General features: G+C 42.1%; 25 protein-coding genes and 1 tRNA gene. 12 read left to right on the forward strand and 14 right to left on the reverse strand.

The window, feature by feature from the left end:
• From tolB to C0582_04385, 6 genes are all read right to left on the reverse strand, one after another.
• On the reverse strand, window positions 1-1,311 hold the full coding sequence (tolB, locus tag C0582_04360) for a Tol-Pal system beta propeller repeat protein TolB (GenBank protein PLX29764.1): 1,311 nt from the start codon (window positions 1,309-1,311) through the stop codon (window positions 1-3).
• Window positions 1,308-2,174 carry a hypothetical protein gene (locus tag C0582_04365; protein PLX29765.1) on the reverse strand — a complete coding sequence of 289 codons (867 nt, stop codon included), beginning with the start codon at window positions 2,172-2,174 and terminating at the stop codon, window positions 1,308-1,310. Before C0582_04365 ends, tolB begins: the two co-directional genes overlap by 4 nt.
• A gap of 11 nt (window positions 2,175-2,185) precedes the next feature.
• The gene (locus C0582_04370) at window positions 2,186-2,599 is read right to left on the reverse strand and encodes a protein TolR (GenBank protein ID PLX29766.1); all 414 of its coding nucleotides are present in this window, start codon (window positions 2,597-2,599) and stop codon (window positions 2,186-2,188) included.
• Window positions 2,596-3,330, reverse strand: coding sequence for a protein TolQ (locus tag C0582_04375; protein ID PLX29767.1), 735 nt, complete (start codon window positions 3,328-3,330; stop codon window positions 2,596-2,598). The genes C0582_04370 and C0582_04375 overlap by 4 nt, the downstream gene beginning before the upstream one ends.
• A 128-nt stretch (window positions 3,331-3,458) precedes the next feature.
• Window positions 3,459-3,692: a BolA family transcriptional regulator gene (locus C0582_04380; protein PLX29768.1), complete on the reverse strand. Its 234-nt coding sequence runs from the start codon at window positions 3,690-3,692 to the stop codon at window positions 3,459-3,461.
• On the reverse strand, window positions 3,682-4,518 hold the full coding sequence (locus C0582_04385; GenBank protein ID PLX29769.1) for a hypothetical protein: 837 nt from the start codon (window positions 4,516-4,518) through the stop codon (window positions 3,682-3,684). Before C0582_04385 ends, C0582_04380 begins: the two co-directional genes overlap by 11 nt.
• Before the next feature lie 156 nt (window positions 4,519-4,674).
• Here C0582_04385 and C0582_04390 point away from each other — a divergent pair, with 156 nt between their 5' ends.
• The 7 genes from C0582_04390 to C0582_04420 all read left to right on the forward strand — a co-directional run bounded on the left by C0582_04390 (window position 4,675) and on the right by C0582_04420 (window position 13,013).
• On the forward strand, window positions 4,675-5,466 hold the full coding sequence (locus C0582_04390) for a hypothetical protein (protein ID PLX29770.1): 792 nt from the start codon (window positions 4,675-4,677) through the stop codon (window positions 5,464-5,466).
• 18 nt (window positions 5,467-5,484) lie between these two features.
• Window positions 5,485-5,561, forward strand: a tRNA-Arg gene (locus C0582_04395).
• A 79-nt stretch (window positions 5,562-5,640) separates the two neighbouring features.
• Window positions 5,641-7,005 (forward strand): chromosomal replication initiator protein DnaA, encoded by a 1,365-nt coding sequence (locus tag C0582_04400; protein ID PLX29771.1) that lies wholly within the window; start codon window positions 5,641-5,643, stop codon window positions 7,003-7,005.
• 3 nt (window positions 7,006-7,008) lie between these two features.
• Window positions 7,009-8,031, forward strand: coding sequence for a hypothetical protein (locus C0582_04405; GenBank protein ID PLX29772.1), 1,023 nt, complete (start codon window positions 7,009-7,011; stop codon window positions 8,029-8,031).
• A 4-nt stretch (window positions 8,032-8,035) separates the two neighbouring features.
• Window positions 8,036-8,767, forward strand: coding sequence for a hypothetical protein (locus C0582_04410; GenBank protein PLX29773.1), 732 nt, complete (start codon window positions 8,036-8,038; stop codon window positions 8,765-8,767).
• Between the two features lie 8 nt (window positions 8,768-8,775).
• On the forward strand, window positions 8,776-9,957 hold the full coding sequence (locus C0582_04415; GenBank protein PLX29774.1) for a hypothetical protein: 1,182 nt from the start codon (window positions 8,776-8,778) through the stop codon (window positions 9,955-9,957).
• Window positions 9,958-9,971: 14 nt separating this feature from the next.
• Window positions 9,972-13,013 (forward strand): multidrug transporter AcrB, encoded by a 3,042-nt coding sequence (locus tag C0582_04420; protein PLX29775.1) that lies wholly within the window; start codon window positions 9,972-9,974, stop codon window positions 13,011-13,013.
• Here the strand turns inward: C0582_04420 and C0582_04425 are convergent.
• Entirely contained in the window at window positions 13,006-13,266 is a 261-nt protein-coding gene (locus tag C0582_04425) for a hypothetical protein (GenBank protein ID PLX29776.1), read from the reverse strand. The genes C0582_04420 and C0582_04425 overlap by 8 nt on opposite strands.
• Between C0582_04425 and C0582_04430 the strand changes: the two genes are divergently transcribed.
• A complete protein-coding gene (locus tag C0582_04430; GenBank protein ID PLX29777.1) occupies window positions 13,168-15,342 on the forward strand; it encodes an ATP-dependent DNA helicase RecG in 2,175 nt (724 codons plus the stop codon). The two genes, C0582_04425 and C0582_04430, sit on opposite strands and share 99 nt — an antisense overlap.
• A 53-nt stretch (window positions 15,343-15,395) precedes the next feature.
• On the opposite strand, the gene C0582_04435 is transcribed toward C0582_04430, so the two are convergent.
• A complete protein-coding gene (locus C0582_04435) occupies window positions 15,396-16,298 on the reverse strand; it encodes a hypothetical protein (protein PLX29778.1) in 903 nt (300 codons plus the stop codon).
• A 120-nt stretch (window positions 16,299-16,418) separates the two neighbouring features.
• Between C0582_04435 and C0582_04440 the strand changes: the two genes are divergently transcribed.
• Both C0582_04440 and C0582_04445 read left to right on the forward strand, forming a co-directional pair.
• Complete coding sequence (locus tag C0582_04440) at window positions 16,419-16,613, forward strand: hypothetical protein (GenBank protein ID PLX29779.1); 195 nt, start codon at window positions 16,419-16,421, stop codon at window positions 16,611-16,613.
• A 70-nt stretch (window positions 16,614-16,683) separates the two neighbouring features.
• Window positions 16,684-16,977, forward strand: a complete 294-nt coding sequence (locus tag C0582_04445; protein PLX29780.1) for a hypothetical protein — start codon at window positions 16,684-16,686, stop codon at window positions 16,975-16,977.
• Window positions 16,978-17,133: 156 nt separating this feature from the next.
• Here C0582_04445 and C0582_04450 read toward each other — a convergent pair whose 3' ends face one another.
• The 3 genes from C0582_04450 to C0582_04460 form a co-directional block, all read right to left on the reverse strand.
• Window positions 17,134-18,507, reverse strand: a complete 1,374-nt coding sequence (locus tag C0582_04450; protein ID PLX29781.1) for a hypothetical protein — start codon at window positions 18,505-18,507, stop codon at window positions 17,134-17,136.
• A 29-nt stretch (window positions 18,508-18,536) separates the two neighbouring features.
• Window positions 18,537-18,800, reverse strand: a complete 264-nt coding sequence (locus C0582_04455; GenBank protein PLX29782.1) for a 30S ribosomal protein S20 — start codon at window positions 18,798-18,800, stop codon at window positions 18,537-18,539.
• A gap of 118 nt (window positions 18,801-18,918) precedes the next feature.
• Window positions 18,919-19,119: a hypothetical protein gene (locus C0582_04460; protein ID PLX29783.1), complete on the reverse strand. Its 201-nt coding sequence runs from the start codon at window positions 19,117-19,119 to the stop codon at window positions 18,919-18,921.
• A 78-nt stretch (window positions 19,120-19,197) separates the two neighbouring features.
• Between C0582_04460 and C0582_04465 the strand changes: the two genes are divergently transcribed.
• Window positions 19,198-20,292, forward strand: coding sequence for a 6-phosphofructokinase (locus C0582_04465; GenBank protein PLX29784.1), 1,095 nt, complete (start codon window positions 19,198-19,200; stop codon window positions 20,290-20,292).
• Between the two features lie 58 nt (window positions 20,293-20,350).
• The gene (locus C0582_04470; protein ID PLX29785.1) at window positions 20,351-20,878 is read left to right on the forward strand and encodes a DUF1013 domain-containing protein; all 528 of its coding nucleotides are present in this window, start codon (window positions 20,351-20,353) and stop codon (window positions 20,876-20,878) included.
• 86 nt (window positions 20,879-20,964) lie between these two features.
• On the opposite strand, the gene C0582_04475 is transcribed toward C0582_04470, so the two are convergent.
• The 3 genes from C0582_04475 to C0582_04485 form a co-directional block, all read right to left on the reverse strand.
• Window positions 20,965-21,516, reverse strand: a complete 552-nt coding sequence (locus C0582_04475; protein ID PLX29786.1) for a DNA topology modulation protein — start codon at window positions 21,514-21,516, stop codon at window positions 20,965-20,967.
• A 5-nt stretch (window positions 21,517-21,521) separates the two neighbouring features.
• Window positions 21,522-21,992, reverse strand: a complete 471-nt coding sequence (locus C0582_04480; protein PLX29787.1) for a cysteine methyltransferase — start codon at window positions 21,990-21,992, stop codon at window positions 21,522-21,524.
• A 93-nt stretch (window positions 21,993-22,085) separates the two neighbouring features.
• The gene (locus C0582_04485) at window positions 22,086-22,481 is read right to left on the reverse strand and encodes a hypothetical protein (protein ID PLX29788.1); all 396 of its coding nucleotides are present in this window, start codon (window positions 22,479-22,481) and stop codon (window positions 22,086-22,088) included.
• Between the last annotated feature and the right edge of the window lie 22 nt (window positions 22,482-22,503).

A 22,503-nucleotide genomic window follows, 5' to 3' on the forward strand; every position in this document is an offset into this window, starting at 1 on the left:
TTACGCCTTAGGCAAAGGCGCTGACCAAGAAGGATCCGATCCGTACTGAGGTGTTTTAACCCGTCTTTCATTAAATCCTGTCATATCAATGGCATAGATCCATGAGGGATTGGCTTGTTTACCAGGTTTTTTGTCCGTACGAGTAAACATCAAAGTCCGGCCATTAGGCGCCCAAGTTGGACCCTCAACAATATATCCCGTTGAGACCAAGCGCTCCCCTGATCCATCTGGGCGCATGACGCCAATATAAAAACTGCCTTTGTGCGTTTTAGTAAAGGCAATATAATCACCACGTGGTGACCAAACAGGGGTGGCATAATTGCCATCGCCGAAACTGATACGCTTCACCCCGCCTTCCTTTTTATCCATCATATAAAGCTGCTTGGTCCCACCACGGTCCGAGTTAAAGACAATTTTTTCCCCAGCAGGATCATAACACGGGGAGGTATCAATCCAATTTCCTTGAGTCAACCGCTTAAACCGGCGCGTTTTCAGGTCAATATGATAAATATCTGTCCGCCCTCCAACTGCCTGACTCATGATCAGATCCGTTTCTTTAGGGCCAAAGCGGGGCGCAAAGGTCATACCTGGAAAGGCGCCCACCAATTCATGTTGGCCTGTTTCCAAATCATACACATAAACATGGGGAATCTTTTTCTCATAAGACAAATAGGTAATTCGTTGAAGATTCGCTGAAAATCGCGGGGTTAAAACAATATGCTTACCGCTTGTGAGGTACTTATGGTTGCCGCCATCTTGATCCATGATTGCCAACCGTTTCTTTTGAGCAAGTCCTTTAGCCTCTTCAGTCACATAAACAATACGCGTATCAAAGTAGCCCGCCTCTCCTGTCAGGCGGCTGTATATGGCATCTGCCACTAGGTGGGCTAAACGTCGCTGATAACGCGCTTCCGTTTCTAACGTTGCTGAGATCAACAGTTGTTCAGTGAGCGCATCCCAAACCCGGTAAATAATCTGAACTTTATTGTTGGCAAGCAGATTAATTTGAAGGTTCACAACAAATTGAACCTGTAACAACCGCCAGTCAACGAACCGCGGTGGATTATTCAATGGGATGTCCTTTTCTAAGAAAGTTTTTGGATCAGTAAACTGGAACAAGCCGGTACTTTGAAGATCGAGATGAATGATTTTACTCAGATTGTCACTTAATTGTTTTTGATCAGCGCTCTCACTGGGCTGAACAAACATCGCCATTTGAAGCGGCTCTCGGTGTCCTTCTGTTACTTCCAGCTGAAATTCAGACCGACAGAACATACAGGTGAAAAATACGATAAATGCAAGGGTCCTCATACAATCATCTCCTTTGGATTAAATATAATTAAAAAGCGTTGCCACTGGTTAAACTTCTCAGCTGGTAACTTAAGCGGCGTACATTTGGGGTGGAACAAGGCTCGTTTAGCACTTTCATACGCCACAACAAAAACCGGGTCCTTGGTTTCAGCACCGGTATTTTCTAGGTCCACCGCTTGAACAGTCCTATCAGAATTCATGGTCACCCGCATCCGTATCACAAGATCTTGTGCGCCGCGAACACCCGCCGGCAGACGCCAACAGGACGAAACTTGTTGACGTAAGGCGTCAAGCTCAGACAAAGAAAGGATTTCTTCAATCGGTTGATCGTCGACCGCCTCTGGCTCACTCTTTTTTTTCTCTTCATCCATTTTCATTTCTTCCTTGGTTTCCGTCGGAAGATCTTCAATGGTGCGCATCACTTCCAAGAAATCATCTTTTTCTTCAACTGGTCTTTTTGTATCTTCGACCTTCTGCTTCTTCACCTCTTGTGGCTTTTCTTTTGGTTTCACAGGTTCTTCTTTTTTTGGCGCTTTTTTCTCTCCCATTTTCTTTTTATCCGGAAGTTTTTTGACATTTTTTTCGACTTTTTGGGCCTCTTTTAAGGGGTTTTTAGCCTTATTTAAGGTCTTTTTAGGCTGTTTTTTGACCATTTTAGGGGTCTTTTTAACCGTTTTTTGATCCTTTTTAATTTGTTTTTTGAGCTGTGTTTTGCTCTTAATCGGCATCATTTTCAAAGGAATAGATTTCGGCATCAAAGGTTTTTGAGGTCTTGAATAAGATCCAATAAGATAGACGAAAAGCAAAATAAAGATATGGAGGAAGAGAGAAAAAAGAAAACTAAGCTTCTGTGGACCAAGCATCAAACATCACCCTAAAGCGGATCTGTCACAAGTGAAATACGCTCAAAGCCATTCTGGCTAAGGCGGCCTGAAAGTTCCATGACTTTTCCATAACTCAAGCCTTTATCCCCCCGAATAAAAATCTCTGTTTTAGGATTTTTTTGCATAATGGTTTTTAGTTGGGGAATCAGCTGCTTAAGCGTTGTGGCTTTCTCTTGAATAAAAATTTTGCCATTTTTCTGATAACTAATAACCACAGGCTCACTTTTCTCACGGATGGGGCCAGCTTCAGTTTTAGGCAAAGACACTTCAACGCCCACGTTAATCAGGGGCGCAGAAATCATGAAGACAATCAGCAGCACTAAAACAACATCCACAAAAGGCGTAACATTGATACTACTCATCGGTGTCAAAGCGCGGCGGCTGTATCGAGACTGTCTCATCATTTAACCTGCAATAACCCCTGACCACTGACCCCGATCAAGCGATCAGCAAAGTTTTCTAGCTGAGAACCAATACCATCAACAAGGGCTGAAAGCTTATTATAAGCCACAACTGCAGGGATGGCGACGATGAGTCCTAACGCTGTTGCCAACAATGCTTCTGCAATGCCTGGCGCAACCACAGCCAAGCTGGTGTTCTTACTGGCAGCAATACTCTGAAAACTATGGATAATGCCCCAAACGGTTCCAAACAATCCAACAAATAAAGCGGCAGATCCAACCGTTGCAAGAAACGTCAATCCATGGGAGAGTTTTTCAATTTCTTGCCTGATATAAACGCCATATGCTCGTTCCAACCGATTTTGGAAGAGAGACACCATTCTGCCATTTTCTTTTTGGTTTAAGGCATTGATCAGCTTCGTCTCACGGTGAAGGATATTCAAAAACTTTTTATAAACCTGAGGCGTTTCCATAGGAAGGGTTAGCTTATCAACCGATTGTTGTTCTTGCTGCTGCCAAAAGAAAGATTCAAAGTTATGAATGGCTTTGCGCAGGCGCAATAAATGGCGCCCCTTAGAAAAAATAAGGGCCCATGTCACGATTGAGGTTAGAATCAATCCCACCATAATCAATTGAACGACCCATTCAGCGCTGAGAAAAAGGTGAAAAAAAGAAGGGGAAGATGCCTGTTGCGAAAGACTTTCTGCAACCTGACCCGATGCTGTTTCAATCATACTGAACTCCGATACGTTATAACAATGTCATATTAGCAGACAGCCTCAAGCGATAGAAGGAGAGATTTTCGAGCTAGCAATCAAAACAAATGAAAACCTTCCCCGGGTTGAGGCTGGTTTGTTCAGTTTTAAGACTTAGGAGCCGTCTTAATACTTAAAGCATGAAGTTCAGCGCCTAATCGTGAGCCTAAGGCTGCGTGAACTTTGCGGTGCTGAGCAAGCTTAGACAATCCGTCAAAACTTGAATCCTTAATAACCACCTGATAGTGATCAGCGTCACCAACAAGATCTGTTAATTCTATTTCTGCAGTCGGAAAAGTATCTTGAATGAGTTTCAAAAGATCATTGTGACTAATGGCCATTATGCGCCGCTTCCTTAATATTAGCTTTCAGGTTCACAACATCGGCATTGGATGGCAGGGGGTTTGAGCCACTTGAAAGCAGATCAAAAGGACAACGCGAAAGAAAATCTCTATAACAGTGCTGTGAATCCGGTACTTCACGATCTATACCTGCAAAACCAAGTTTTTTATTAGTCAGAATATCAACAATAAAACAGGTATCTAGGCTTATTTCATCCCCCAGCATGATTTCAGTATCATCAATAATTTCATTGTATCGACGACCAAACCGAAGATACACTTCATTCAGTTGCAGGCCAAGAGCCGCATAAAACCCCGTCAAGAAATGATTCACCCGCAAAGCCATGGTATTGATGTCATTTACTTCATCTGAACTGACAATTCCCAAAGCTTCAAAGTGCTGAGGGTTCATCATAGATTTTGTTTTTTGATCATCTTTGACAAACCAATCAACGACGGCTGTCGGCAGCAAAACCCCCTCTGATAAGCCCAGGGGCTTAGCGACATGCGGTGGGGCAACATTATAAATGTGGATGTGTGCTGGAATCATTTCAAGGTTTTGAACCAATTGTTCACGACCATTTTGCTTAAGTATATGATGCGTTTGCAAGCCATATACATTCAACTTTTCAAAAATATAAGAAGACAAGGCGTTGTTGATCACACCTTTTTCAGGGATGGTTTGAGGCGCGTCATCAGCTATTGGCCAGCTGTCTTTAAAGTAAAGCAATGATGTATTGTAATCATTGCCATCAAAGACAATCTTCTTTGCCCCTTCATAAAGGGGCGTGCGCTTATCAATAAAACGGATGCTATCTTTTCTCATGTATACCCGCTCTTGTTAAATGTGCTCTATCAGGTCAATCCTTGCATTGCAAGTTTAACAAAAAAATTAATAGTTATCTTTCTTAAGAATAACGCAGTTTTAATAAGAACAACAACTAGAATTCACAGACACTCCTTTTTCTGCTAAGACCAATGTATGAATCAATTTAGCCCCTTACCTCTAAGCATTGGTGTTTTATCATGGCGCCGCCCTCACCTTTTAAGAGCAAATTTGAGCCTTTTGAAAAATGCTGCTGTTGATCACTATGCACATTTGTATGTTGTTGCCCAAGAAGCAACCCCAGAGCATGAAAGTATATGCAAAGAATTTGGCGTTTCTTTGAATACGTTTGCTGATAACAGAGGCATTGCAGGCGGGGTTCAACGCACCTTTGCACAAGCGCCAACAGAACACGTTTTACACCTTGAAGAAGACATGCTCATCAGCAGAAATAAACAAACCGTCTACAATCAACTCAAACTTTCTGTAGAGGCCCTGCAAAAAAAGGAAGCCACTGTTTGTTTTCTGAGAGACTTGGAAAAACCAGGCAATAATTTTGATTTAACGAAATATAAAAAACTCTATTCTTTTTCCAATGGCACGCTCACACCAAACCTAAAGGGGAAGCTAAGACCCCTCAAAACCAAGAAACTTTTGGGATTAGCTTTATACGATCCCGCTCTTCCAGAAGAGGTAAAACAAACTCTTTTTACGTGGCACAAAGCAGGGTATGAGCTCTCTCCTAAAAATTTTAACTGGACCAATCAAGCGCTCATGACCTCGGGGTCATTTTTATTAAAAACCATTTTGCCTTATGTCTATCAAAACCCCACCAGCCGATTGGTCAATGGCCATCCTGACATTGAAAGATCTCTAAACAGCGCATGGTGGCGCGCGCAGAACTTCAAGCTTATTCATGCAAAAGGATGTTTCACCCACATTGGTTAGATGGTAAATCTTCATTATGTCCTCGTAGTTCAGTAGGATAGAACGTCGGATTCCTAATCCGAAGGTCGCAGGTTCGAATCCTGCCGAGGACACCAATTTGGTTATTTTTTCCAATTGTATGCTGCTGTAAAAATAGTGTAATGTTCCTAAATTATGAAAATTCAAACATAACCCATGTCACCAAATAAAATTTGGAGTGAGCTTAAACCTCGCTTGCGAACTCATTTTAGCGAGAAAACATATGAAAGTTGGCTTAAATTTCTTGAGCTAGAAGAGCTTAATAATGGGCGTATATACTTATCTGTTCCCACGCGGTTTCTTCGAGATTGGATAACCAATCGCTATTTAGATCAACTTTTAAAGCTATGGCAAGAGTCCATGCCCGGGGTTTTCTCCCTAGAAGTTTTGGTAAAACCTCAGAACACTCCTGCTGAATCAATGGACTCATCGCAGACTGTTACGAAGCAATCAACACAAGACACGTCTTTCATTCAAAAAACCAAAACCAATCTTGATGGGGACAACAAACTCGATAATCGCTATACCTTTGATACATTTGTGGTTGGCAAACCAAATGAACTTGCGTATGCAGCCGCCCAACGCGTTGCTGATTCAAAAACAATCTATTTCAATCCTCTGTTTTTCCATGGAGGCGTTGGCCTTGGTAAAACCCACTTAATGCATGCCATTGCTTGGCACATTAATCATAACCATCCCAAACGAAAGGTTTTATACCTGTCGGCTGAACAATTTATGCATCGCTTTGTTAGGGCTCTAAGACACAAAGATATTATTGCGTTCAGGGACCAATTTAGATCTGTGGACGTTCTGATGATTGATGACGTTCAATTCATCAGTGGTAAAGACTCAACCCAGGAAGAATTTTTTCATACCTTCAATGCTTTGGTAGATAAAAAAAAGCAAATCATTCTCTCCGCTGATAAGTCTCCAACAGAATTGCAGGGTTTAGAGGAACGGGTGCGCTCTCGATTGGGGTGGGGCTTGGTTGTTGATATTCATCCCACCACCTATGAATTACGCTTGGGAATCCTAGCATCCAAAGTTGAATCCATCGATTTGGTCATTCCAGAAAATGTTATTGAATTTCTCGCCCATAAAATTACGTCTAATATTCGCGAACTAGAGGGAGCCCTCAATCGTATTGTTGCCCATGCCACTCTGGTGGGGCAAAAGATTACCTTAGAGTCTACGCAAGCTGTTCTCAGAGACCTTTTGCGGGCTAATGATAAAGTGATGACCATCGAAGATATCCAGAAACAAGTTGCCGAGCATTACAATGTTCGAATCAGTGACATGTATTCCAATAGACGCCTGCGGATTGTTGCCCGTCCACGGCAAATTGCGATGTACCTTGCCAAAAAAATGACGTCTGCTTCCCTGCCAGAAATTGGTCGTAAATTTGGGGGGCGAGATCATACGACTGTTATGCATGGCGTTAAAAAAGTAGAAGAGCTCTTGCAGCAAGATACACAATTTGCGGATGATCTATACATGCTAGAAAACATTCTTAAAAAGTAATTCATGATCCTCCTCCTGCTTATTATCCTTTTGCTCATCCTGCTTTCCGCGCTGTTTTCTGGCGCTGAAACGGCTTTCACCACCGTCTCAAGAGCCCGCATACATCAACTCTCAAAACAAAACGTTTATAATGCAAAGCTAGCAGGTCAGCTTCAAAAACAAATGGAACGTCTTTTGGGAACCGTTCTTCTGGCCAATAATTTTGTTAATATTCTTGCCACATCGATTGCAACAAGCATTTTTATAGGCTTTTTTTCCGAAGGCGGAATTGGGATTGCAACGTTCTGTATGACAGTGATCCTGATTGTTTTTGCAGAATTCATGCCAAAAGTATATGCCCTCCAACATGCTGAAAAATATGTGTTATTTACCGCTCCTGTTTTAAAAGTCATCTTTCAGGTTTTAGGCCCTGTCGTCTCAACCATCCAACGCTTCGTGTATTGGCTTTGGCATCTTATGGGAATGACGCCCCCTCGAGCCATGGACACGCTCAGCACAAGAAAGGAAATAACCGCGCTGCTGGAAATGCTTCAAGATGCACAAGCGCGCAATGATTTGGGGATGATTCGCGGTATTTTAGAGCTTTCTCAATCAAATTTATTAAGTTGTTATCGTCCCAGAAATCAGGTTATGACCATTGACGGCAACCGAACCTTAGAAGAGCTTATGCCTGAATTACTCAACTCACCCTATTCTCGCTTCCCTGTTTGGGATGCTTCGCCAGACAATATTAGCGGTGTTGTTCATTTACGATTTTTGACCCAGCTTTTGCTGTCTAAACAGAAAAACACCCAAAAAATAAAAGACTTAATTTCTGCTCCTGCTTGGCTCGTCGCAGATTCAAATACTCTTTTTCATCAACTCCAACTGTTTAAGGCCCGCCATCATCACATGGCCATTGTCGTTGATAAAAATAAACATTTTATTGGCATCATTACACTTGAAGATATTCTTGAAGAAATTGTTGGAGATATCACAGACGAGTCTGATAGATATTCAGAAAGTAGCGAGCTAACACGCTCTTAAGAAAATGCTTAAAACAAACCATTTGATTCAATCCATTATCAATATTTTCTATCCTGTTATTTGTCCTTATTGTCGCACAAAAGTTGATCAGGAATTCAGCACATGCAATAGCTGTTGGCCTAAGGTGCAACGCATTGAAAAACCTTTTTGCTTACAGTGTGCAGCGCCATTGGAAGCAGCCTTTTTGAATGAAGAAAAGTGCGGGGCGTGTATTTTAACACCTCCGGCTTTTGATCAAGCACTCGCTGTATATGCCTACTCAGATCTCGTAAAAAAAATAGCCCTGAAGCTCAAAAGAAGCCAGGCAACGCCCACCGCACGATTCATGGCACATCACATGCATCAAGTTGGAAAATCTTTTTTACAAGAATCAGATTTTATCATTCCCGTTCCTCTGCATCCCAATCGACTTAAGCAGAGGGGATTCAATCAAGCAACGCTCCTAGCCAGAGCCCTTGCCCCTTCTCTAAAAGTCAAAGTCAATACAAGTCTTTTGAAAAGACACAGAGACACCCCCTCACAAGGACAATTATCCCGCAAAAGTAGGCAGAAAAACATTGAGAAGGCCTTTTCTATTCATTCAAAAACAAACGAGAAAACGCTCCTAAAAAGTACCATCACCTTGATTGATGATGTTATGACCACCGGCGCTACCCTTGAAGCGTGTGCAAAAACATTAAAGAAGGCAGGCGTTAAGAAAGTGAATGTTCTGGTATTCAGCCGCTCAATTAGATAGACTATCGGATGAATATTATACTTGAAAAAAACAAAGAAAAACCCATATTCATAAATAAATTAAGAAAAGATAGAATGAACTTAAAAATTGAAAAAAATAAGTCAACAGTATGGATCTCTATTGCGCTGCTACAATTCTTAGTGATCTTGGGTCTTGGATATTACTTTTTAAAAAATCAATTCAAATCCATCGATGTGGCTGCGCAGACGGCTCGTAAGCTTCCCGCCGCTCAAGTAGAAACTGTTTTTGTTCATAAAGGCACGTATCAAAAATATATTTCAGCCGTTGGCTCCTTAAAAGCCAGTGAAACCGTTAAGCTTGCCTCACAAGAGGGCGGTATTGTTGAAAAAGTCCTATTCAAAAGCGGGCAAAAAGTTGCGCAAGGGGACCCTCTTTTACAGTTTGAAAAGGCAGAGGCAGAAGCGCGTCTTAATGAAACTCTCTCTAAATTTCGCACCGCCAAAAGCATGTATGAGCGGTCTAAAGCTCTTTATGAACGCAAAATTGAAACCTTGAGCAAACTTGAAGAAGCAGAAAACGCCTATCGCGTTGCGGCTGCAAATGTTGAAATTAATCGGTTGCGGTTAGAGAAAACCACCGTTCGGGCTCCTTTCGATGGATTTTTAGGCCTCAAAGAAATAAGCCCAGGTGGTTATCTGAAGCCAGGTCAAGACTTTGTAACTTTGGATAAGACAGATCCCATGTATTTGGACTTCATGCTTAACGAGAAACACGTCAGTACCATCACAGTTGGCCAAGAAATCATGGTTGAAATTGATGGGTTTCCGCAAAATGACTACACAGCGATCATTGAATCCATCGAACCAAGTGCGGATGCCACCGGCCACACCATCCGGGTGCGCGCTGAACTCCCCAATGCTAACCAAGAGCTCAGATCCGGCTTCTTTGCACGGATTAAAATCCCTGAGTTTCAAGATGATTCAGCGATTATAATTCCTGAATCTGCCCTCGAAAACTCTGGTAACCAAGACTATGTGTTCATTGTTGTTGATGGAGTCGCCCGCCAGGCGCCCATTGAAGTTGCTAGCCGAAATGGCCAAGTTGCTAAAATCAGCCGTGGATTAAGGCCGGGTCAGGTTATTATTGTTTCCGGACAAAAAAGGGTTGCCAATGGAGTCAAAGTTCTTGTTCGCTCTCGTGGGACCATCCAGAAATATAAACAAACTTAGTAAGGGGCTTTGTCTTGTCATTAACTGAACTTTGCATCCGTCGTCCAGTCCTCTCCATTGTCATAAGCTTGATTATGGTTATCGTTGGCAGTGTAAGTTTTTCGTACCTACCCGTAAGACAATATCCTGCGTACGATAGGCCTGTAGTCAGTGTTCAAACAGGATATGAAGGGGCGAGCCCGCAAATTATTGAAAGCCTTATTACAAGGCCACTTGAATCTGCTTTGGCAGGGATTGAGGGGCTTGACTTTATTCAATCACGAAGCCAGACCGAAGGAAGTTTTATTGATCTTCATTTCAAAGTCACACGTGGCCTCGACGATGCTGCCAATGATGTTCGAGACAAAATATCTAGAGTGCGGGCCCAACTTCCTGACGGGGCTAAAAATCCAACCATTCGAAAGACAGAGTCTGAATCCGCCCCTATTATTTATCTTGCCCTCTCATCCAACACTCAAAAAGTTGTGGATTTGTTTAGTTATGCCGATAAGAATATCAAGTCTGATTTAGAATCCCTTCCCGGGGTATCAGAAGTTGAAATCTCTGGCGCGGCCGACTTTGTTCTCCACGTATGGATTGATAGTCAAAAGATGTCAGCTTTCAATGTAACAGCTCAAGATGTTTCGGGCGCGCTTAAGCGTCAAAATATTCATATGCCTGCAGGGCGTGTAAAGGGTGACGATCGAGAATACAACGTCAATACGGCCGCTAAACTTGAAAGCCCTGAAGCCTTTGGTGAGGTTGTTGTCGCCAATCACAAGGGATATCCCATCAAAATAAATGATATTGCTGATATTGAATTTAGCGCAGATGAAGCCCGGGATGCCGCTTACTTCAACGATAAACCCGCTATCTTAATTGGTATTAAAAGGAAATCGATTGCCAACCCTGTTGAAATTTCAAAAGCGCTTGAGAGCATTCTTCCAAAAATCCGAAAAACCCTTCCTAATGACTACGATATTCAAATCGCCTACGACAAAACCTTCTTCATCAAGCAGTCCATCAATGAAGTTTACAAAACGCTTTATGAAGCAACGCTCTGCGTTTTAGCGGTTATCCTCCTCTTCCTATGGTCTGGCCGCGCAACGCTGATACCATTAGTCACCATTCCAGTTTCCTTAATATCTGTGTTTACGCTTCTTTATATTCTAGGATTTTCCATCAACACCCTCACCCTCTTAGCGATTGTTTTGGCGATTGGCCTTGTGGTGGATGATGCCATTGTGATGCTGGAAAATATATATCGCTATATTGAAGAAGGCCTAAGCCCGATGCAAGCCGCCATCAAGGGAAGTAAAGAAATCAGCTTTGCCATTATTGCCATGACGTTGACCCTTGCAGCGGTTTATGCGCCAATCAGTCTCTCTCAGGGTGTTGTTGGTAAATTGTTTACAGAGTTTGCCCTTACATTGGCAGGCTCGGTTATTATTTCAGGTCTGGTTGCATTGACCCTCTCCCCCATGATGTGTGCCCGCCTGCTTAAACCCCATGGGGGTCTCACACCTTTTGATAAGGTTTACAACCGCATTGAGGCGCACTACGGTCACTCCCTGGTTTGGGCCCTCAAACATCGTTTTATTATTTTCTTTTTTGGCGGAGCATTCTCTTTATTGGGCGCAATCGTTGCTTTTGATGGCCTCAAAAAAGAGATGGCACCTCGTGAAGATATTGGCGTTGTCTTTTCCTATGGTTTTCCGCCCGTCGGTGCAACGGTTGAGTACATCACAAAACAGGTCGATCAAGTTGAAGAAGTCTTTAGAGACATTCCTGAAGTTGCCAATCGTCTAGCAATGATCGGTTTAGATAAGATTTATACCTGGAATATCTTAAAACCATGGAGTGAACGAAAGAAAAGTTCGTTACAAATTGTCAAAGATGTTAAAGAGAAAATCGAACTAGAAACAGCACCAGGATTGGGGAGTGTGGGTGTTCACCCCGGAGGATCGTTTATCGGTGGGGGCTCTTCGGACCGCATTGCCTTTATCATCCAAACCTCCAAAGAAGCCAGCAAACTTGGGCCAGCAAGCGCTATCATTAAAAATTTGGCTGAAAACAGCGGTGTGTTTTCAACAGTATGGTACGAAGTTGGTGGAGATGTCAGCGAATATAAGGTTGATATTGATCGCAACAAAGCAGCAGCGTTGAATGTTGATATTCAATCCATTGCAGAAACGCTGGATATTTTTGTCTCAGGCCGAAAAATAACCACCTTCAAACGAAATGAGGATCAGTTCAAAGTTAAAGTAGGCGTCCCTATGGAACGCAAAATGTCCGTCGAAGACCTCCGAGAAATCTATGTCCGTGGCCAAGATAAAAAGATGATTCCCCTTTCAAATCTGGTTATTTTCAAACAAGAAAACAGCCCCCGAGAAATCATGCGTTACAATCAACTTAAAGCCATTAAACTGACATGTATGATCAATCCTGGCTATACCCTTGGTGATGGCATCAAGGTTCTTACCGAAATTTCCGATAAAAACTTGCCCAAAGATGTCAGCTACGAGTTTTCCGGAACAACAAAAGATCTTCTCGAGTCCAATAGTTCAATGGTTTTGATTTTTGGTCTGGCGATCGTCTTTATTTACCTTATTATGTCCGCGCAATTTGAGAGCTTCACGGATCCCTTTATCATTATGTTCACGGTGCCTCTCTCTCTTGCAGGCGCTATCCTAACCCTCAAATTAACAGGCGGGACACTTAATGTTTATACGCAAATTGGCCTAGTAACATTAATTGGATTGATCACCAAACACGGGATCTTGATCGTTGACTTTGCCAATAAATTACGTCTGCAAGGCCTCACCATGGCCGAAGCCGCTCATAAAGCCTCCCTTCTTCGCTTGCGGCCCATCCTCATGACAACACTTGCCATGGCGTTGGGGGCGCTTCCCTTCTTATGGGCAGTCGGGGCCGGTGCTTATAGCCGCCATCAATTGGGTTGGACCATTTTTGGGGGGATGATCATTGGAACCTTGTTTACTCTTTATGTGATTCCAGTGGTTTATACAATCTTTGCCCACAAAGTGATTAAAGATCCCAACGCAGAAATCAACTAACGCCTATTTCAAGGCTATATTCGATAAGAAGCTGGCTTAATCTGCCTTGATATTTATGGGGAAAAGGTTGTGCGCGCGTAACCCACCTGTATAAATCTCCATCGCTATGGCTTAACAAATCTTGGTAGAGCTCAAGTTCCTTTTGTGTCAGTACTTGCAAGTATCTTTTTGCAAACCCTCCAAAAATCAGATCGTTTTCTTTGCTCCCTATGTAGCAGCTTTGATAAAGAAGTTTTTTATGAATGGTCTTCATGCGCTATACTATGATCCAATGACTGTAACATACACGATGCGCCCTGAAATTTTACACCCCTTTTTTAAATCTCTCAGCTCTTTCTTAGGAATTGGCCCTCAAAGACAAAAAAAGATCGAGCAAACAATTGGCGTCCATCCGATTGATCTTTTGTTTCATCTTCCTTATGCCCTTGAAACAAGGTATGAACACTCCCACTTATCAACCTGTATCTCAGGCACCCGCGTGACGATCATCGTAGAAATTGTTGATATTCAAAAAACACCCCAGCGAACAACTATTTGGGCATCAGATGGCCATGAAACCATGGCGTTGGTTTATTTCAACACCAATGCTCAGTGGTTAAAACGTTTATATACCGTTGGCCACAAAAAATTAATCAGCGGTAAGATTGATGTCTTTCACGGCCAAAAGCAAATCATTCATCCTGATTTTGTGGGGGCTCCAAGCCAAAAAAACAAATGGGTTGGGAGTGTGCCGCTTTATCGCTCCGTTCAAGCCGTTGGGCAAGCCCGCTATCGAGCACTTATACAAGAAATATTAAAATGTATACCCAGCCTTCCTGAATGGATTCCTAAAGATGTCCTTACCCAGCATCATTGGCCTTCTTTTACCCAGGCCCTAAAACAGGTGCATAGTCCAAAAATACTGGAGGATCTCAGCCCTGATTCACCAGCGCGGATGCGTCTAGGCTTTGATGAGCTTTATCACTATCAACTTTGTCTTACCCAAACATATATATCTTCAAACAAACGCCAAAGATTTTATCAAAATGCCTCTCCCTCTCTTCGTCAACAAGCCGAAGAACTTTTGCCTTATCAACTGACGCAAGGGCAGCGCGACGTTCTTCAAAATCTTGACGCATCTCTTCAGTCAGACGAAGTGATGCGCGCCCTGCTGATGGGGGACGTTGGCTCGGGAAAAACCATTGTTGCCTTTCTAACCGCTTTAAAGGCCCTAGAAAACAAAGGTCAGGTGGCTTTATTGGCACCAACAACGTTGCTGGCTCAACAGCACTATGAAACACTTTTACCTTATTGTCAGAAATTAGGAATTGCCGTTGATCTTCTCACCTCTAATACCAAAAACAAAACACAGATCAAAAATTCACTAAAATCTGGATATATTTCTTTCATCATTGGCACCCACACACTTATCCAAGAAACGGTGAGTTTTAATGATTTAGCTTTAATTATTATTGATGAACAGCATCGCTTTGGTGTCGAACAACGACAAGTTCTGACAAAGTTATCCCCCTCGCCCGATCTACTTTATCTAAGTGCAACACCCATCCCGCGGACCTTGGCTATGACGCTTTATGGTCAGATGGATATTTATGCTTTATCTGAAAAACCCAAAAATCGACAACCCATCGAAACCCTTGTAATGCCCACAACAAAATTAGAACCTCTTTATCAATGGATTCATAAAATCATAGCGACCGGTTTTAAAGTTTATTGGGTATGTCCTTTGATTGAAAAGAGCGAAGAACTCGATGTCATCTCCATTGAAGAACGTCTTCCAACTCTGAAAAAATACTTTCCGAATAAGATTCATGTTGTTCACGGTCAATTGAAATCTGGAGACAAAGAAAAGGCCATGCAAGCTTTTCGTGAAGATCCTGAAGCATCAATTCTTCTCAGCACAACGGTGATTGAAGTGGGCGTCGATGTTCCTGATGCAGCTGTGATGGTTATTGAGAATGCTGGGCGTTTTGGACTCAGTCAGCTGCATCAACTGCGTGGGCGGGTCGGCAGAAGTCATCATCAATCGTATTGCGTTTTGCTATATACACCACCCTTGTCACAAACCACGCAACAACGGCTAAAGGTCATGAAAACATCAGAAGATGGTTTTCATATCGCCGAGGAAGATTTAAAAATTCGGGGAAGTGGAGATTTGCTAGGCACAGAACAAAGCGGGGTGCCCCGTTTCCGTTTGGCTTCTCTAAGTCATCATCTTGGCCTAATATCCCTTGCAAAAGAGGGTGTGGCTAAAGAGCCTGTCAATAATGCGGGGGCTGCAACTCATATTCTTACAAGCCTTTTCCGAAAGTCCACATTTACTGACGCATAAAAAAAGAGGGATGCGAATCCCTCTTTCAATTCAGGCGTTGTTTTCTTTCAGAATTAATAAGGATGATCAGGGTACTCTAATTTGGTGAAGTATGTCTCCCACCACTCTTGATATATATCAGCAACAATCTTAGGATTAACAAGCTCTAAAGTCGCGCCTTCATCTGTTTCTATAACAATATCACGGAAAAATTTTGCGGCATGACTTATAGGAACATCAAGAAAATATCCTTTTCTAGATCTGTCATAAGCAAGGATAATTTTTTTAATGATGTTAATAGAGCTTCTGTCAACTTCTTTAAATCTACTACTGTTGAGAGTTGTTTCCAAAAGTTTCTCTTTAGATAGCTTTGGATTTTTTACCATCTTTTCTTGCAATACATTCATTGCCTGTACAAAAGCAGAATAATAACGAAATTCTTTTAATGTCTGGTGTAATCTTTTTTTAGTTATAAATAATTTTTTTTCTTGGTCTTTCTTTGGATCTTCTTTTGCTTTAAGAGTCCACTCCAATGCCATGTCCAGCATTTTACCACCGTTTCCTTGCGTGGAATCTTTAAGGCAAGACATTCGCACTGCCTTAGCTGCATCTGATTTTCCTGCTTCCATATAAGCTCTTAAACAAGGGAAAGTTGGTCTTCTAACGGACCATGGATAGTTACATTTTAAACCATAACCAATAATAAAAGCAACCTTTGAGGAATCATTGCTGCAGCTTTCAGGATTAGACCACAAAGCTGCCAGGGATGAAAATCGACGGCACATTTTCATAACGCCTAGATCTGGCAACCACGAACTCTCTTCTTTTTTTTGCAGCCTCTTCCCTTTTACGACCTGTTGCGTGAGTTCGCCGCCAGCTTCACTTTTATTAATTAGAACATAATCGTCTTCACCACCGCCATGAGCAAAACTAAAACATAGCGTTAATAAAAAAATTGCAGAAAAAGATTTAAACACGTGAACTCCCTGTTTTTTTATTATGATAATGTATTTCTTTTCATTAAAAAATAGAAAATTTCTCCACTAGCCTTTGATACGTTAAATGGCTATGATTAAGTTGACTCAGGCGAGGCTAAAATGACAAAAAAAATTATCTGTGCGTTTATTGCGAGTATCCCTTCCCTTGTATTAGCCTCCTGGAATGAAGGTTACTATTTAAGCACAACAGGTGGATACAGCACAGCTAAAGCGCAGCTGAAAGACTCGACCTCTGTGCAACTTTTCGGGGCAAAATTATGGCACGCTCGCGGGGCGCAGCCAATCCAAAGGTAGCTATTCGGTAGCGGTCAATGCCGGGCATCGCCACACCTATGGGCGCAAACATTTTTCCGCAGAACTCGGGGTGTCTTATGCCAATGCCAATCCAGCTATTGGCACCCTCACCGCCAACACAACAAACGCAGGCCTTGGATTGGTCAATGGCCAAAGTTATTCCTTTTTCTACAAACCTCGGCTTGGCATTTCTGCTGCGTTGCGCTTTGGATACCTTTTCATGCCAGATCTTCTGGGGTATTTTAAATTTGGGCTTGAGCATAACCTTGGTCAAATCACCCTCAAAGCAGACAAAGAAACAAAAATAGATACCGGCGTGACTTATATTGTTCCAGGGAATTGGTGTGGAGAGTGTTATCAATGATCGGCTTTACTGGCTTGCTGGTGCTGACTACAAGCTTGCCATTAAAACATCTAATAAAAAATCAAACTTAAGTTTTAAAAAGCGCCCCCCCATGAATTGGTCACCAAAGCCGGACTTGGATTTCATCTATAAAATTTAGAAAAATTCTAAAGAGAGTTATTGAGGAATTGAGTGACTGGCCTTGGATTGGCTGTCTTTATTCAAAAAACACATCAACCACCCCGCCAAAAGCCATAGAATGTGGGCATTATTGCTTAAAAAAATACTCATACCCCCAGCAAGGGGGAAAAATCGATAAATCAAAACACACAGAAGGCCAATGACAAACCCATTGCGCTTAAAATGTTGCCAGCCTTCCTTAATGCGCCACGCCACTGTAAAAAAGAAAGCACCAAATAATGTCACGCCAATCAGGCCTAACTCGGCAAAAATAGTCAACCATGCATTGTGTGGATGGCGGTAAGCACATTTTTTTATGTCTGGTTTTGGATCATGATGAATATGACATAAATACTGAAACTGGTTAGGCCCCATACCAAAAATAATATTTTTTCGTGCCAACCTAAGTGCGTCTTGGAAGAGCGGACCATACCCTCCCCGAGTCTGATAAGAAGATTTCGAAGAAGTAATTTTAAGCTGAATTTCTTGAAGAACCACCTGCCATATTGGCCCTGTAGTAGGTGTAGTAGGTGTATTAACTGTGCTTGAAAGATGATTACTCGTTAAAAGCTCCTTCGTTATTTTGACAGCCGGAATGCTTATAATCAAACTTACAAAAACAATCAAGCCAAGCAAAAAGCGTTTTTTTGATGGGCCAAAAAATATCATCAAGCCATAACATAACAGCGTGCCTAAAAGAGCCGTTCTTTCACCGGAGCTATATATCGTCATAAGGGTCAAGCAAGAAAAACTGAGACATATAACCAGTTTAATGATGCTTTGTCTTAAAGTTGTACGATCACATACTTGTTGAAAAAGATGACTGACTAATGGAAAACTTAACCACGAGAGGTAAACGCCGACATAGGGCCGCTTAAAGGGCCCCACCAATCGAGAACCATAGTTTGAAGCTTTATTGAACAAGTTCGCGGCCCAGATATATTGGGTCATCGTGTCTATACAAATAAATAGAACAACTCCGTATAACACTGACAAAAGTAAAATTCGTGCCCATCTTTGAGTAAAAGGCAATGAAGAAATCAACCCGGAAAAAACGAAATATCGGCCATAGGTAGTGGCTGTTTTGAGTGCGCTTAACGGTTCTACCGTCCACGGCGCGCGGATCAGCATATAGAGCCACACCGCCCAAAGTGCCAAAAACCATCTTTGATGGGCCCAAGCCCACTCTTGTTTGCGCCAACTTTGATAAATAAAAAGAATCGCCGAAGCACTGACCAGTATATCTGTTGCACTTTTTCCAATGAACAGGCTAAAAGGCATTAACAGAACGAGAATGACAAAAGGGTTGGCGCGAAGACCTGTCGCTATTTCCTGAAGTAAAGGGTATTTTTGTTTAAAGCGCGCGTCCATAGCGTCACTCTACACGAAAACACAAAAGATTAAACTGATGATTTGAGCTTCTTTGTCAGGCGTGCAATTTTTCTAGAAACTGTATTTTTGTGCATCAAGTTCTTTTTTGCAGCTTTCATTAATTGAGACTGCATATTTTTGTGCGTCTTTTCAAGCTTCTCTTTGTTGCCTGATGCTAATGATTCTTGGAACTGACGAACAGATGTTTTAACCGCAGACATCAGCGAGCGACGGTGCTGTGTCCGCGTTGCTGTTTTACGAATACTTTTCTCAGTAGCGCTATGGTTCGCCATGTTTTATTCCAAAAAATTGTTTGTTAGTTCTCTAATCCTTTTTATACGAGCTGTCAATCATTTGTTTGCGCTCCATAACATTCAACCTAAGGTCTATATCAGGTATCTAGCAAAATATTTAAGCAATGATGTCGGGATTAATTTTATTTTTAAGGCTTTGGATCTGGTCTTTGAGCTCTAGTTTATTTTTTTTCAACAAGCGAATTTCAAAGCAGCTCGGCACAACAGCACGCATTTGTTGGGCTAATTTTGCCTCACAAGATTTATGCTCCTCAACAAGTTGATCCAGCTTTTGACGCAATTTATCTCTACATTCCATGTCCACAGAAATCGCTTATTGATTTAGGGTGTCATTCTATACAATAATCTAACCAATTCAAGAAGAGAGGAAGCGCGCATGCCTAAAAAAATTGGCTTGCTTACCAGCGGCGGTGATTGTGCCGGACTCAATGCACTGATTCGCTCTGTATACCTGGCAGCAAAAGAAAAAGATTGGACCGTGATTGGCATTGAAGATGGCATTCCTGGGTTGATGACACGCCCGATAAAATCAATCAATATTGATGAGATTTTTGGATCCAAATACGGATATTCACTTCTGGGTGTTGCTGGTACATGTCTTGGCACGCTCAACAAACCCATTCCCCCTGCAACCTGCTTTTTTGAAGATGCCGACCGTTTTATTGAGGGATATCAAAAACTAGGTCTAGATGCCTTGGTTGCCAGCGGGGGCGATAGCAGTTTATCTGTCTTGCGAAAAATATGTCAAAAAGGAAACATTCCTTTTGTTGGCGTTCCCAAGACCATCGATAATGATATTAGCTTCACGGATTCCCTCGGCTTTGCAACAGCCGTTGAAGTTGCAACAGAAGCTCTTGATCGCTTGAAGCCCACAGCAGCCAGCCATAGCCGGGTTATGATTCTTGAGGTTATGGGCCGTGATGCAGGAAATATTGCGCTCCACACAGGTATTGCTGGAGATGCTGATATTATTCTCTTGCCTGAAATTCCTTACGACGTGGATCTGATTGCCCAAAAAATTAAAAGCATTCGGGACGGCGGTCGTACTTTTGCTCTCATTGTTGTTGCAGAAGCAGCTCATCAGAAAGGCGAAGATCCAGAAACAGCAAAAAAATGTTCTGGGGCAAGACGTTATGGGGGCATTGGACCCTACTTATGTGAGCAGTTAGGAAAAGTGATTGATGGAGAAATCAGAGCAACCACTCTCGGGCACGTTCAACGGGGTGGTCGTCCTGGATCCCAAGATCGCCTTATGGCCGCAGCCTTTGGCGCAAAAGCCATTGAATGCATTGCCAATAATATATTTGATTGTATGGTTGCATGGCACAATAGTTCTGTTACGGTAGTGCCATTGGAAAAAGCCACACAACACTATAAATATGTTGACCTTGGAAGTGAACTTGTTAAAGCAGCGCTACGGCTTGGTACCTCCTTTGGCGTTGATCCCAAAACAATTGCGGGAGACAATTGACTAAATATATAATATATTGACAAAAATTTACTGAGACCTTGCAGGAGAAATACAGATTATGACAGCCCCCATCATGCCAAAAGCAACTGCCGTATGGTTGCTTGATAATACAGCCCTTACATTTAAGCAAATTGCAGACTTTTGCCACCTCCACATATTAGAGGTCGAAACTTTGGCCAACCAAGAAGTTGCGACGATTATCGGTTTAGACCCCATCATTAACGGTCAACTGACTCAAGAAGAAATCGATCGTTGCACCAAAGACAAAGATGCCCAGCTCAAGCTGCAAAAAAACCTTATGGCTGGTGCCACAAGCAAAAAGGGAAAGTATACACCCATTGCCCGCCGCCAAGATAAGCCCAACGCCATCTCTTGGCTTTTAAAGCACTACCCAACAATGAGAGAGGGGTACATTGTTAAACTCATTGGTACAACCAAAAATACCATTGAAGCCATCCGCACAAAAACGCATTGGAACATTCAAAATATTAAACCCCAAAGCCCGGTGCTGCTTGAACTCTGTTCCCAAGCAAGTTTAGACAAATACGTCGCAAAAACGGAGAAGGAATCAGCTTCATCGACTTAAAAGCCTCGTAAAACTTATAAAATAGTGGAGTGATGGCTGACGATAAATTAACTCAAAGGTTTATTGATTGCTGATGGCGAGGATGTTTAGCTTTTTTTTGCAAGGTAAGTAAACAGCTCTCTCACTTCTTTTCTTGATCTGACTGTCAGGATCAAAACGTTGGGATACAGTTCTTTAAGGGTTTTAAGCTTAGGAAGCGCCCTTTTTCTCAAACTCAAACAATACCATAAAAGCTTTATATTGAGCCTTTCTGGACAGTGATCTGCCCGATCATCAATGGTCCCATCTCTTGTAATGATTCTTTTAAAAATCCGATAACAGCACAGCCAAAAAGGGAGTTCGAAATAAAGGCATAAGTCGGCATTTTCATACCGTATTTCCAGGGATCGAAACGAGTTACCATCGATGATCCACGCACTCTTTTTCACACACCCTCGCTGATCTGTCAAAAAATCCTCAGATGGTCTTTCGACCCAGCCGGGACCAAAAAAGATTTTATCCAAATGATAGCACGGTAGGCCGGTCTTTAAACTGAGGTGAGATGCAAAGGTTGACTTTCCTGAGCCAGGCCTTCCAAAAATAGCAATGCGTTTGAAAGAGGATCGGTTGGCTATTTGGGAGATTTTATCCGTCCTCATTTTCACTAATATTTTAAGTGGGCTTGTTCAAAGTCCAAAAGCCATTTTTTCCTCTCATCTCCCCACAAGTAGCCTTCAACAGATCCAGAACGATGGATCACCCGATGACAAGGAATAAAAATCGCTAAGGGATTCTGAGCGCAAGCAGAGCCAACCGCGCGAACGGCCTTAGGTCGATCGATAGCGTGTGCAAGGGTTGTATAATCCATAGTTTGTCCATAAGGAATTGAACAAATAGCCTGCCATACTTCCTTTTGAAAAGGGGTTCCCTTTGCTGAAAACGGCAGCTCAAAGCTTCGTATTTTGCCTTCAAAAAAATCTGTCAATTGGCCAACGACCTTTTCGCCCAAGGTAGAGAGGGTCATTTGTTGGGTTATCAAGGAATCACCCTCAACAAAAATGCAATTGTTTAGGCTATTCTCATTCAGATGCATCTGCATCCAACCAAGAGGTGATTTGTAGTGAAGTGTTTCCATTTGAATGTCTTAATCAGATTTATACGCACTTAAGTCTAACGTAAAATCATTAAAATCTAAAGCGTTTACAAGGTGGTCTCAGAGATGCACAAACTAAGATTGATCTGTAAATATTTCTTCCTGCTTTTGTTGAAAGGGCCTGCCATCATAAAATACCTCTATTCTTATGATTAGACCTTTTTTAAAATTTATCATGCCAGCTGATCGCAAATTTAAATTAAGACTCGGAAACAAAAAATCATAGGCCAACATAACTTGATTATCGTTTTCAAACCTAGATCGTATCTCTATCTTGTCTAATATTTGACTTAAATTCTCAGCAGCTGCAATAAGGGAAGCCTTACCCTTCCTTTCCGCAAGAGGGCCTATGAATTCAACTTCATCATGGAGATAGCTTCCCATCGTTTCAAAATCTTTGGCAATCATGGCATCATAGTAACCTATGACTCTTTCTAAATTTGTTTTATCTTTAAATGGAGTTGCGTTCATGTGTATACCTCAATATATTATA

It is taken from the genome of Alphaproteobacteria bacterium, assembly GCA_002869105.1.
In the GTDB taxonomy this organism is placed as follows: domain Bacteria; phylum Pseudomonadota; class Alphaproteobacteria; order UBA7879; family UBA7879; genus UBA7879.

Excerpts from the sequence above, each read along its gene's own strand:
- tolB (PLX29764.1), bottom strand. The coding sequence starts at position 1,311 with ATGAGGACCCTTGCATTTATCGTATTTTTCACCTGTATGTTCTGTCGG.
- C0582_04365 (PLX29765.1), bottom strand. The coding sequence starts at position 2,174 with ATGCTTGGTCCACAGAAGCTTAGTTTTCTTTTTTCTCTCTTCCTCCAT.
- C0582_04370 (PLX29766.1), bottom strand. The coding sequence starts at position 2,599 with ATGATGAGACAGTCTCGATACAGCCGCCGCGCTTTGACACCGATGAGT.
- C0582_04375 (PLX29767.1), bottom strand. The coding sequence starts at position 3,330 with ATGATTGAAACAGCATCGGGTCAGGTTGCAGAAAGTCTTTCGCAACAG.
- C0582_04380 (PLX29768.1), bottom strand. The coding sequence starts at position 3,692 with ATGGCCATTAGTCACAATGATCTTTTGAAACTCATTCAAGATACTTTT.
- C0582_04385 (PLX29769.1), bottom strand. The coding sequence starts at position 4,518 with ATGAGAAAAGATAGCATCCGTTTTATTGATAAGCGCACGCCCCTTTAT.
- C0582_04390 (PLX29770.1), top strand. The coding sequence starts at position 4,675 with ATGAATCAATTTAGCCCCTTACCTCTAAGCATTGGTGTTTTATCATGG.
- C0582_04400 (PLX29771.1), top strand. The coding sequence starts at position 5,641 with ATGTCACCAAATAAAATTTGGAGTGAGCTTAAACCTCGCTTGCGAACT.
- C0582_04405 (PLX29772.1), top strand. The coding sequence starts at position 7,009 with ATGATCCTCCTCCTGCTTATTATCCTTTTGCTCATCCTGCTTTCCGCG.
- C0582_04410 (PLX29773.1), top strand. The coding sequence starts at position 8,036 with ATGCTTAAAACAAACCATTTGATTCAATCCATTATCAATATTTTCTAT.
- C0582_04415 (PLX29774.1), top strand. The coding sequence starts at position 8,776 with ATGAATATTATACTTGAAAAAAACAAAGAAAAACCCATATTCATAAAT.
- C0582_04425 (PLX29776.1), bottom strand. The coding sequence starts at position 13,266 with ATGAAGACCATTCATAAAAAACTTCTTTATCAAAGCTGCTACATAGGG.
- C0582_04440 (PLX29779.1), top strand. The coding sequence starts at position 16,419 with ATGACAAAAAAAATTATCTGTGCGTTTATTGCGAGTATCCCTTCCCTT.
- C0582_04450 (PLX29781.1), bottom strand. The coding sequence starts at position 18,507 with ATGGACGCGCGCTTTAAACAAAAATACCCTTTACTTCAGGAAATAGCG.
- C0582_04455 (PLX29782.1), bottom strand. The coding sequence starts at position 18,800 with ATGGCGAACCATAGCGCTACTGAGAAAAGTATTCGTAAAACAGCAACG.
- C0582_04460 (PLX29783.1), bottom strand. The coding sequence starts at position 19,119 with ATGGAATGTAGAGATAAATTGCGTCAAAAGCTGGATCAACTTGTTGAG.
- C0582_04465 (PLX29784.1), top strand. The coding sequence starts at position 19,198 with ATGCCTAAAAAAATTGGCTTGCTTACCAGCGGCGGTGATTGTGCCGGA.
- C0582_04470 (PLX29785.1), top strand. The coding sequence starts at position 20,351 with ATGACAGCCCCCATCATGCCAAAAGCAACTGCCGTATGGTTGCTTGAT.
- C0582_04475 (PLX29786.1), bottom strand. The coding sequence starts at position 21,516 with ATGAGGACGGATAAAATCTCCCAAATAGCCAACCGATCCTCTTTCAAA.
- C0582_04480 (PLX29787.1), bottom strand. The coding sequence starts at position 21,992 with ATGGAAACACTTCACTACAAATCACCTCTTGGTTGGATGCAGATGCAT.
- C0582_04485 (PLX29788.1), bottom strand. The coding sequence starts at position 22,481 with ATGAACGCAACTCCATTTAAAGATAAAACAAATTTAGAAAGAGTCATA.